This window comes from Streptomyces purpurogeneiscleroticus, assembly GCF_020024005.1.
In the GTDB taxonomy this organism is placed as follows: Bacteria; Actinomycetota; Actinomycetes; order Streptomycetales; family Streptomycetaceae; genus Streptomyces; species Streptomyces purpurogeneiscleroticus.
This window is the reverse complement of sequence record NZ_NHSG01000460.1, coordinates 1-10,688: the sequence shown is the minus strand read 5'-3', so window position 1 is coordinate 10,688 and position 10,688 is coordinate 1. Positions and strand designations below refer to the sequence as shown.

At 72.7% G+C, this 10,688-nt stretch carries 10 protein-coding genes and 1 pseudogene; 3 read left to right on the top strand and 8 right to left on the bottom strand.

Features of this window, described 5'->3' with window-relative positions; all coding sequences use genetic code 11:
• Positions 1-1,799 (top strand): PhoX family protein (locus tag CCS38_RS33730; RefSeq protein WP_223737263.1); only part of this gene is annotated, 1,799 nt, incomplete at its 5' end.
• 78 nt (positions 1,800-1,877) lie between these two features.
• Here CCS38_RS33730 and ligD read toward each other — a convergent pair.
• Positions 1,878-2,843, bottom strand: a complete 966-nt coding sequence (ligD, locus tag CCS38_RS33725; protein ID WP_223737262.1) for a non-homologous end-joining DNA ligase — start codon at positions 2,841-2,843, stop codon at positions 1,878-1,880.
• 213 nt (positions 2,844-3,056) lie between these two features.
• Between ligD and CCS38_RS33720 the strand changes: the two genes are divergently transcribed.
• Positions 3,057-3,998 carry an NADP-dependent oxidoreductase gene (locus CCS38_RS33720; protein ID WP_223737261.1) on the top strand — a complete coding sequence of 314 codons (942 nt, stop codon included), beginning with the start codon at positions 3,057-3,059 and terminating at the stop codon, positions 3,996-3,998.
• Here the strand turns inward: CCS38_RS33720 and CCS38_RS33715 are convergent.
• The gene (locus tag CCS38_RS33715) at positions 3,985-4,962 is read right to left on the bottom strand and encodes a hypothetical protein (RefSeq protein ID WP_223737256.1); all 978 of its coding nucleotides are present in this window, start codon (positions 4,960-4,962) and stop codon (positions 3,985-3,987) included. The two genes, CCS38_RS33720 and CCS38_RS33715, sit on opposite strands and share 14 nt — an antisense overlap.
• 200 nt (positions 4,963-5,162) lie before the next feature.
• On the bottom strand, positions 5,163-6,188 hold the full coding sequence (locus CCS38_RS33710; RefSeq protein ID WP_223737254.1) for a cation diffusion facilitator family transporter: 1,026 nt from the start codon (positions 6,186-6,188) through the stop codon (positions 5,163-5,165).
• Between the two features lie 349 nt (positions 6,189-6,537).
• Here CCS38_RS33710 and CCS38_RS33705 point away from each other — a divergent pair, with 349 nt between their 5' ends.
• Positions 6,538-7,680: a cytochrome P450 gene (locus CCS38_RS33705; RefSeq protein ID WP_223737266.1), complete on the top strand. Its 1,143-nt coding sequence runs from the start codon at positions 6,538-6,540 to the stop codon at positions 7,678-7,680.
• 72 nt (positions 7,681-7,752) lie between these two features.
• Here the strand turns inward: CCS38_RS33705 and CCS38_RS33700 are convergent, their stop codons facing one another.
• From CCS38_RS33700 to CCS38_RS33680, 5 genes and pseudogenes are all read right to left on the bottom strand, one after another.
• Complete coding sequence (locus CCS38_RS33700; RefSeq protein WP_372457192.1) at positions 7,753-9,003, bottom strand: cytochrome P450; 1,251 nt, start codon at positions 9,001-9,003, stop codon at positions 7,753-7,755.
• Positions 9,004-9,025: 22 nt separating this feature from the next.
• Positions 9,026-9,655 carry a GTP-binding protein gene (locus CCS38_RS33695; RefSeq protein WP_223737253.1) on the bottom strand — a complete coding sequence of 210 codons (630 nt, stop codon included), beginning with the start codon at positions 9,653-9,655 and terminating at the stop codon, positions 9,026-9,028.
• Positions 9,636-9,989, bottom strand: a complete 354-nt coding sequence (locus tag CCS38_RS33690) for a DUF742 domain-containing protein (protein WP_223737251.1) — start codon at positions 9,987-9,989, stop codon at positions 9,636-9,638. Before CCS38_RS33690 ends, CCS38_RS33695 begins: the two co-directional genes overlap by 20 nt.
• Positions 9,986-10,414, bottom strand: coding sequence for a roadblock/LC7 domain-containing protein (locus CCS38_RS33685; protein WP_223737248.1), 429 nt, complete (start codon positions 10,412-10,414; stop codon positions 9,986-9,988). Before CCS38_RS33685 ends, CCS38_RS33690 begins: the two co-directional genes overlap by 4 nt.
• A pseudogene (locus tag CCS38_RS33680) lies at positions 10,411-10,688 on the bottom strand (ATP-binding protein); the annotation flags it as partial. The pseudogene CCS38_RS33680 and the gene CCS38_RS33685, both read right to left, overlap by 4 nt.

The window sequence follows — 10,688 nt, the reverse complement described above, 5'->3', positions numbered from 1 at the left end:
GGCACGCCCGCCCCGCCCGCGGCCTGCGCTTCCCGGCCGTCGCGCCCAACACCGCCGACGCGGTGACCGTCCCCGCGGGCCATGAGCACAACATCGTCATCCGCTGGGGCGACCCGGTGCTGCGCGGCGCCCCGGCGTTCGACGCCGACCGGCAGTCCGCGAAGGCGCAGGCCGGCCAGTTCGGCTACAACTGCGACTACATGGCCGTGCTGGACCTCCCGGGCGAGCGGGACCGGCAGGTCTTCGTGATCAATCACGAGTACACCGACGAGGCCCTGATGTTCGCCGGGTACGACGCGGACAACCCGACCCGGGAGCAGGCGGAGATCGGGCTGCAGGCGCACGGCCTGACGGTGCTCGTGGCGCAGGAGGAGCGGCGCAGCGGCCGGCTCACCGCGGTGCCCCGCCACCACCTCAACCGCCGGATCACCGGCACCACGCCGTTCGAGGTGACCGGCCCGGCGGCCGGCAGCGACCTGCTGAAGACCTCCGCCGACCCCGAGGGCACCCGCATCCTCGGCACGCTCAACAACTGCGGCGGCGGCATCACCCCGTGGGGCACCGTGCTGTCCGGCGAGGAGAACTTCAACCAGTACTTCGCCCATGGCGACCAGGCCGGCGACCCGCAGACCGCAGCGCGGCTGAAGCGGTACGGCTTCAAGGGCGGCGCCAGCGAGCGCAAGTGGGAGCGGTTCGACCGGCGCTTCGACGTCGCGAAGGAGCCGAACGAGACCAACCGCTTCGGCTGGGTGGTGGAGATCGACCCGTTCGACCCCGACTCCACCCCGCGCAAGCTCACCGCGCTCGGCCGCTTCAAGCACGAGGCCGCCGAGCCGCGGCTGACGCCCGACGGCCGGCCCGTGCTCTACATGGGTGACGACGAAAAGTTCGACTACTTCTACAAGTTCGTCTCCGCCAAGCGGATGAAGCGCGGCACGAGCGCCGCGGCGCGCGAGCACAACCGCACGCTGCTGGACGAGGGCACGCTGTACGTCGCGAAGTTCACCGGCGACAGCCCGGCGGACCAGATCGACGGGTCGGGGAAGCTGCCGGAGGACGGCGAGTTCGACGGTCGCGGCGAGTGGATCCCGCTGGCGACCGGCAGCACCTCGCACGTGCCCGGGATGACCGCGGAGGAGGTGTACGTCTTCACGCGGATGGCTGCCGACAAGGTGGGTGCCACGAAGATGGACCGCCCCGAGGACGTCGAGCCCAGCCCCCGCACCGGCAAGGTCTATGTCGCGCTGACCAACAACAGCGACCGGGGGAAGGACGGCAAGGCGCCCGCCGACGAGGCCAACCCGCGCAACGCAAACAAGCACGGCCAGATACTGGAGCTGACCGAGCACCGCGGCGACGCGGCGGCCGGACGTTTCACGTGGAACCTCTTCCTCGTCTGCGGTGACCCGGAGGACCCGTCGACGTACTTCGGCGGCTTCCCCAAGGACCAGGTCAGCCCGATCTCCTGCCCGGACAACATCACCTTCGATGTGCACGGCAACCTGTGGATCTCCACCGACGGCAACGCGCTGGGCAGCCATGACGGCCTCTTCGGTGTGGCCACCACCGGCCCCCGGCGCGGTCAGGTGCGGCAGTTCCTCACCGTGCCGACCGGTGCCGAGACCTGCGGGCCGGTCGTGCAGGAGCGGCGGGTGCTGGTCGCGGTGCAGCACCCGGGTGAGGTGGACGGCGCGAGCGTGGAGAAGCCCGCTTCGCACTGGCCGGACGGACCGGGCGCGCTGGTCCGGCCGTCCGTGGTGAGCGTGTGGCGCACGGACGGTGACGACATCGGCGTGTGAGCCGACCGATCCGCCGGTACGGAGCGGAGCGCCTGCCGTGGGGGACAGGCGGCCCGCTCCGTCCGCGTGCGCGGTGTCTCACTCCTCCGGCAGCCGCTTCGCCGCCGCGCTCACCGACCGGCCGCGCCAGCCGTCACCGGACCACGGGTCGGCCGCATCCAGCCGCTCGGGCGCGGTCCGCAGCGTCCAGCGCTGGGCGTGCAGCTCCGGGTCGTCCAGTTCCTCGCGGGTGATCGGCATGGCCACCGGCGCGCCCGGCTTGGCGCGGACGCTGTAGGGCGCGACGGCGGTCTGCGCGTAGGCGTTGCGCTGCACGTCGAGGTAGATACGGCCGCGGCCGGCCTTCGTAGGGCGGTCGGCCTTGCGCTGCTCAGTGGTGAGCCGGTCGGGATGGCGGTCGGCGAGCAGATCGGCGGCGCGGTGCGCGAAGTCCCGTACCGCGTCGTAGTCCGACTTGGCGTCCAGCGGCGCGATGACGTGCAGGCCGCGCGAGCCGGTGGTCATCAGCCGGGCCGGCAGCCGGAGTTCGTCCCACAGCGCGCAGACCCGGCCCGCCGCCCAGCGCACGTCCTCGAAGTCCGCGCCCTCCGACGGGTCCAGGTCGACGATCAGGAGGTCGGGGTCGTTGGGGGTGTCCTCCCGGGACAGCCAGCGGTGCTGGGTGAGGGATGCCTGCCCGGCGAGGTACACGAGCGTGGCGGCGTCGTCGCAGACGACGTGCGTGACCTTGCCGCCGGCCTTCTCCTGGACGGAGGTGCGCACCCAGTCGGGGAAGTAGTCCGGCGCGTTCTTCTGCATCAGCGGGCGGCCGCCGATGCCGTCGGGGTGGCGCTCCATCATCAGGGGGCGGCCGCGCAGATGCGGCAGCGCGCGTGGTGCGGCGGCCCCGTAGTGCTCGGCGACCTCCAGCTTCGTGATGCCGTCGTCGGGAAAGAGCACCTTGTCCGGGCGGCTGATCGCGACGGTGCGCCGGCCCGCCCGTACGGTCTCCTCGTCCTTCGCGCGCCCGCTCCGGGGGCGCCCGTCCTTCTTGTCGCCCTTCATGAGGGGGAGGGGTAACCGCGCCGGCCGTGCGCCAAACCCCGTGCCGCCGCGCCGGGGACGGCCCTGGGGACGGTGCCGGGGACGGCCGTACGAGTTGCTTCCGGGGCACGGCCCTTCGCCTGCCGCGCCGGGCGGCACCGGCGTGCTTACGATCCTTGGAGCGGCAGGGGCCGGACAGGGGCCGGGGTACGGAGAGGTGGAAGGAACGCCACGATGAGAGCCGTAGCAGTCAGTGCCTTCGGGGCCGAGCCCGAGCTGATGGACCTGCCACAGCCCGAGCCGGGACCCGGCGAGGTGCTGGTCGCGATGGCGGTCGCCGGGCTGAACCCGACCGACTGGAAGATCGCCGACGGCATGCTGAAGGACGCCGTGCCGCACTCCTTTCCACTGGTCCTGGGGACCGACGGGGCGGGCGAGGTGGTCGCGGTCGGCCCCGACGTGCGCCGCTGCACGGTTGGCGACCAGGTCTTCGGGCAGTTCCAGCTGGTCGGCAGGGGCGGCGGTTCGTACGCGGACTACGCCGTCGCCGCCGAGGACGCGGTCGCCCCCGCGCCGCGCAACGTCACGTACGCGACCTCGGCGGCGGTGCCGACGGCCGGCACGGCCGCGTACAACCTCGTCGAGGAGACCCGGGTCGCGGAGGGCAAGCGGGTGCTGGTCGTGGGTGCGACCGGCGGCGTCGGCACGTTCGTCACGCAGCTCGCTGCGCAGCGCGGCGCCGAGGTGATCGCCACGGCCCGGGCGGGCAGCGCGGAGCTGATGGGGCAGTTCGGCGCGGCGGTCACGGTGGATTACACCGAGGGGCCGGTGGCCCAGCAGGTGCTGGCGGCCCACCCGGACGGCGTGGACATCCTGATCGACCTGGTCAGCGGGGAGGCGGCGTTCGCGGACATGACGCAGGTCGTACGGGACGGCGGCACGGTCGTGTCCACCGTCGGCGCGGCCGACACGGACATGCTCATCGAGCACAACCTGCGCGGCTTCAACTTCGAGAACCGTCCCTCGCCGCAGCTGCTGTCCATCCTCGCCGACCAGCTCGACGCGGGCCGGCTCACCGTCCTGATCACCAGTGAGGTGCAGCTGGAGGACGCCCCGGCGGTCCTCGCCCGCAGCCGCACGGGCCGGGCGCAGGGCAAGACCGTCATCGGCCTCTGACGGCCCGGCGGGCCCGCACGCGCCTCGCCAGTACTCCCGGCAGGACGGCGGCGAACCCCGCGGTGAGCCCCGTGGCGAGCAGCGCCCAGCCGCCGAGCCGGGCGCTCGCGGTGAGCGTGTCGTACACCGCCGAGCCCGCCGCGTCGGACACCCCCGGTGGCAGCGCGTCCAGGGCGTACCCGCGGGCGGCGGCGAACGCGGCGAGAAGGAGCGCGCCGCCCGCCGCGCAGCCCAGGCCGGTACCGATCAGCGCCTGCCGGCGGCGCGGTGCCAGCAGCAGTCCGGCCGCCAGGCTCAGCACCGCCGCGACGGGCAGCAGCCTGCCGAGCGTCCGTACCGCCGTGTACGTGCCGTGGGCCTCGGCGACCTGGTCGGACCGCAGCAGCACGAGCGTGGTGCCGGAGACATGGACCCGCTGGATCAGGCGGGCACCGGCCGGCACGGTGTGGACGAGGCGGTCCCGGGCCCGGTCGACGACGGGCTCCAGGTCGAGCACCACGGACCGGCCGCCGGGTGCGGCGAGCGCGCTGACGAGGGAGGCATGGGTGGTGCCGTTGACGCGGCTCCACAGGGCGGGAAAGGAACGCGAGGTGACCACACCGCGGATCTGGGTGGCCACGAACTCCCGTATGCCGCGGGTGAACCGCTCGCGCACCGCGGGCCGTTCGGCCGGCGGCACGGCGTCCACCAGCGTCGACAGGTCCACCCGGCGCATCACGCCGTCGGTGATCGCGGTGACCATGTTCCGCTGGACGGCGGGGTCGCGGGAGAGCGGCGCGGTGGTGGCGGTGTAGCGGGCCGTGTCGGTCAGTTCGGCGCGTGCCCAGCCCGCGGTGAGGGCCGGCGGGGCAAGGAGACAGCCGAGGACCAGCAGCACGGTGGCCAGGGTGGCGCGCAGTCGGTGGCGGACCGGTACGCGGCGTGCGGGCGGGGCACCGGTGCGGGCCGGCGCGCTCGCTGCCATGTCTCCTCCGTTTCACGTGAAACCGGAACCTGTCCCGAGTAATCCGCACCCGTCCCGAGTAATCCGCCCCGTACCGAGCAGTTCACACTCGTACCGGACAATCGGCACCTGTCCCGAGTAACCCGACACCACCACCTCATCACAGGCACGGAAAAGTCTGCCGTCGCGCCGCCCGCCGACGCGCTGTTTCGGACGGCCGTTCAGTGGTCGTGCGGCCCCGGCCGGTGTACCGGTCCGTGCGTGTCCGCGCAGTGGGCGCCGGAGGGCCGGTCCGCGGTGTCGCTGTACTGGCCGTCCCCGATGCGCAGCAGGTCCCCGCCGCCGTCCTGTTCGCCCAGGTGGTCGACCTGGAGCGTGGCGTGCGTGATGCCGTACTCCGCGGCGAGCAGCTCCTGCAGCGTCCGGCGGACCTTGTGGCAGTCGCCGCCCGGCGCCACCAGGACGTGGGCGGAGAGCGCGGGGTCGCCGGAGGTGATCTCCCAGACGTGCAGGTCGTGGACCTCCACGACCTGGTCGGCGGCGACCAGCCGGTCGCCCAGCTCGTCCGGGTCCACCCCGGCGGGCGCGGCCTCCATGAAGATCCGGCCCGAGTCACGGACCAGGCCGATACCGGCCTTGAGCATCAGCGCGACCACGAGCAGCGACGCGATGGCGTCCGCCCGGGCGAAGCCGGTGGTCAGCACGACCGCGCCGGCCACCGCGGTGGCGATGAAGCCGAAGAGGTCGGTGAGGAGGTGCTGGTAGGCGCCCTCGACGTTCAGGCTGGAGCGGTTGGCCTTGGAGATGAACCAGGTCGCGACGAGGTTGACCGCGACGCCGGCGAGCGCGGTGACCAGGACCAGGCCGCCGGTGACCTCGGGCGGCTCGATGAGACGGTGGATCGCCTCGTACGCCAGCCAGACCGACAGCACCAGCAGCGTGACGCCGTTGGCCTGCGCGGAGAGGATCTCGGCGCGCTTGAGGCCGTACGTGTAGCCACCGCGCGCCGGGCGGGCCGCCAGCCGCATGGCGATCAGCGCGAGCACGATCGAGACGGCGTCGGTGAGCATGTGGGCGGCGTCGGAGATCAGCGCCAGCGACCGGGCGAGGAAGCCGATCACGACTTCGATGGCCATGAACGCGGTGATCAGGATCAGCGCGGCCCGCAGCCAGCGGCGGTCCGCGTCCGCCGATACGGCGTGCGAGTGGCCCGAGTGATCACCGTGCGCGTGGGCGTGCCCCGTCATGGCCCACTCCCTCCTGGTTCGGGCGGCATGACTGCCGCAAATGCGCTCGAACGAAGGAAACCGCACTTCGGCAAAAGATCCAAAGGCTGCATCGGTACCCGTTGTCATTCCCCCGGCCGCCGCGCAACGACGCAGGTCAGCGCGGTGTGTGCGAACGGAGTCCGGAGGCGGTCTTGAAAGGGCGCCGGGCAGGAACGATCTTGGTGGGGACCGCAGCACCCCACCCACACACTCCCAGGGAGCGTTCTTGGCCGCGAACCGAGAAGCGCCGAACCGAGCAGCGAACCGAGAAGCGCCGGAAATACTGTCGCCGGAGTTCGCGGCGGATCCGTACGCCGCGTACCGCGTCATGCGCGACGACTTCCCGCTGCTCCACCACGAGCCCACCCAGAGCTACATCGTCTCCCGGTACGAGGACGTCGAACGGGCCTTCAAGGATCCGGCGTTCACCACCGAGAACTACGACTGGCAGCTGGAGCCGGTGCACGGCCGGACCATCCTGCAGATGAGCGGCCGCGAGCACTCCGTACGCCGCGCGCTGGTCGCGCCCGCCTTCCGCGGCGCCCCCCTCCAGGAGACCTTCCAGCCCGTCATCGAGCGCAACGCGCGCGAGCTCATCGACGGCTTCCGCGACACGGGCCGGGCCGACCTCGTCGCGCAGTTCGCGACCCGCTTCCCGGTCAATGTCATCGTCGACATGCTCGGCCTGGACCGCGCCGACCACGACCGCTTCCACGGCTGGTACACCGCGATCATCGACTTCCTCGGCAACCTGAGCCAGGACCCGGACGTGGCCGCGGCCGGATTGCGGACGCAGCAGGAGTTCGCCGCGTACATGCTGCCGATCATCCGGGAGCGGCGCGCGAACCCCGGCGACGATCTGCTCTCCACGCTGTGCACCGCGGAGATCGACGGTACGGCGATGAGCGACGAGGACATCAAGGCGTTCTGCAGCCTGCTGCTGGCCGCGGGCGGGGAGACCACCGACAAGGCGATCTCCAGCGTCATGCACAACCTGCTGCGTCACCCCGAGCAGCTGGCCGCCGTGCGGGAGGACCGGTCGCTGATCGAGCGGGCCTTCGCGGAGACGCTGCGGTACACGCCCCCGGTGCACATGATCATGCGGCAGCCGGCGGAGGACGTCGTGATCGGCGGCGGCAAGGTGCCGGCCGGGGCCACCGTGACCTGCCTGATCGGCGCGGCGGGCCGGGACGAGCGGCGGTACGCCGACCCGGACAGCTTCAACATCTTCCGCGACGACCTCAGGTCGACGACGGCCTTCTCCGCCGCCGCCGACCACTTGGCCTTCGCGCTCGGCCGGCACTTCTGCGTCGGCGCGCTGCTGGCCAAGGCCGAGGTCGAGGCCGGCGTCGGTCAGCTGCTGGACGCGCTGCCGGACATGGCGCTGGAGGACGGCTTCACCCCACGCGAGCAGGGCGTCTTCACCCGCGGCCTGGACGCGCTGCCGGTCCGCTTCACGCCGGTGGGCTGAGGCGGGCGGGCAGAAGGGCCGTACGGGGCGCACCCGTACGGCCCGCGCCCCGGGCAGCGGATCCCGGGCCGGTCAGGCCGGCCCCGGCGTGTACGTCGGCGTGAACGTCACCGGCAGGCCCGTCAGCCCGCGCATCCACAGCGACGGATGCCAGACCAGGTCCTTGTCGGGCACCGCGAGCACCACGTCGGGCAGCCGGTCCAGCAGTACCTCCACCGCCGCCCGCGCGATCACCTCCGCCAGCTGCGGCGCCGGGTACGGGCAGGAGTGCTCGCCGTGGCTGAACGCCATGTGCGCCTGGTTGCCGTCGGTGTGCGCCGAGGCGAAGTCCGGCCGCACGAGCGGGTCGTTGTTGGCCGCGGCGAGCCCCAGTACGAGCAGGTCACCGGCCTTGATGCGGTGGCCGCCGAGCTGGGTGTCGCGGGCCGCCCAGCGCCCGATGAAGTTCTGCGTGGGGGTGTCCTCCCACAGCACCTCGTTCAGCGCCTGGCCCACGCTGCGCCGCCCGCCGGTCAGGCTGACCGCGAACCGGTCGTCGGTCAGCATCAGCCGCAGCGTGTTGCCGATCCAGTTGGCGGTCGGCTGCTGCGCCGCGGCCATCACCACCAGCAGATCGATGACCACCTCCTCGGAGGTCAGCCCCGCCGCGTGGGCCAGCAGCCGCGAGGGGACGTCGGGTCCGGGCCGCCCGCGCTTCACGCGGACCAGCCGCGCCATCCGGTCCGCGACCCGCTGGTGCGCGTCGATCGCGCCGTCGCCCACATCCAGCGACTCGGCGATGTCCCGTACCAGGTCCGGTACTTCGCTCTTCGGCGCGCCGTACAGCTCGGCGACGACCAGCAGCGGCAGCCGCAGCGCGTACTCGGCCATCAGGTCCGCTTCGCCGCGCCCGGCGAAGGCGTCGACCAGCCCGTCCGCGACCCGCTCGCAGATCTGCCGCAGCTCGAACTGGTCGATGGCCAGTAGCGCGTCACTGATCGCCCCGGCCCGCCGCTGGTGCTCGGGCCCCTCGGCGAACATCACCGACGGCTGGTGCCCGACGAACGGCAGCAGCGGCCAGTCGACCGGCACCTGGTCCCAGGCGTTCCAGCGGCGCGAGTCGCGGGCGAACAGCTCGGGATCGGAGGTGACCTGGTGCAGCTCGCGGTAGCCGATCACGAACCAGGCCGGGAAGCCGCCGTCCAGCAGGATCGGTACGACCGCGCCGTGCCGACTGCGCATCTCCCGGTACAGCCGGGCCGGATCGCCGCTCAGCCCCTCGCCGTACAGCGGTACGGCCCCGGCGGACACGGGGCAGCCGGCGGTCTGCGGCGCTTCGGTCACGGTGCACCCTCCTGAACTCGGGTCATGCGGTCGGTTCCTGGGCGGCGAGCGCGTACAGATGGCGGACGAGGGAGATCAGCACCTGCTTGCTGGACTCCCTGTCGCGGGCGTCGCAGGAGATCAGCGGCACAGTGGGGGAGAGATCCAGCGCGTCCCGGATCTGCTCCAGGGTGTGCTGCTCGCCGCCGAAGTCGTTGTGCGCGACGACGAACGGCATCCCGTGGGCCTCCAGGCGGTCGATCGCGTACCAGGAGTCGTGCAGCCGCCGGGTGTCGACCAGCACCACGGCGCCCAGCGTCCCCGCGAAGAGCCGGTCCCACAGGAACCAGAAGCGCTCCTGGCCGGGGGCGCCGAAGAGGTACAGGACGTTGCGGTCGTTGATCGTGATGCGGCCGAAGTCGAAGGCGACGGTGGTCGTCGACTTGGCCTCGACGCCGGCCGGGTCGTCCACGCCGACGCCCGCCTGGGTCATCGTCTCCTCGGTGTTGAGGGGGCGGATCTCGCTGACCGAGCGGACCATGGTGGTCTTGCCGACGCCGAAGCCGCCGACGATCACGATCTTCAGGCCGTTGTCGGCGGACTGGTGCAGCGGGGCCCGTACGTCCTCCTCCAAGACGGCGCCGGCCGCGCCGTCAGAGACGTTGGAGTGCATCGAGCACCTCCTTCAGCAGGTCGGGTTCGGGCAGCTCGGCCCGGGCGGCCGTGCGCGGGTGGCGGGCGGTGATCCGGCCCGTGTCGAGCAGGTCGGTCAGCAGGATCCGTACGACGCTGACCGGCAGCCGCAGCGCCGCCGACAGCTCGACGACGGCCGTCGGCCGTTGGGCCAGCTCCAGGATGCGGACGTGCTCGGACTGCATCCCGGGTGCCGGCTCGCACTCGGCCACGATCAGCGTGACCAGGTCGAAGCGGCTCCCGGCGGCCCGGCTGCGGCCGCCGGTGACGGTGTAGAGGCGGTCCGGGTCGTCGTCCGGGCCGAGCGGGCTCACGCCGGCCGGCCCGGCAGGCCGGCGCCACCGTCCTCGCGGGGCGCGGCACTGAGGTACTCGCCGATCTGCTCGACCAGTTCGTTCATGTTGAAGCCGATCACGCCGACGTCGGCGTCCTCGACGGCGACCACGGCCAGGTGGGCGCCGTGCCCCGCCTCGACGATGAAGAGGATGCCGCCGTGGAACTCGGTCATGGCCTGCCGCACGCCGCCGCTGCCGTCACCGAACTCCACGGACGCGCCGTGCGACAACGACTGGATGCCGGAGGCGATCGCGGCCAGCTGGTCGGCCTGGTCGACGCTCAGGTCCCGGGAGTGGCAGAGCTTGAGGCCGTCGCGGGACAGCACCAGCGCGTGCCGGGCGCCCGGCGTCTTCTGCAGGAGGTTCTCCAGCAGCCAGTCCAGGCGGTTGTCGGTGGTATTCATCGGGGATCGTCCTTCGGGGCATTTTCGGAGGTGGTGGGCCGGGCAGGCGGGGCCTCGCCCTGCACGGCCCGGCGGAAGGAGCGCAGGCGCGCGGCGGACTCCTCGTGGGAGCGGCCGCGGGTGCGTCCGGTGGCCTGCGGGGCCTGCGGGATGGGCGCGCCGGCCAGGGTCTGGCCGCGGCGCCGCTTGGGCAGTCCGCTCGGTCCGTACTCCGTCGCGGGCGCCGGGGCGGCGCCGCGCGGCGCGGGCACGTCCGGCGCGCCCCGGTCCTGGG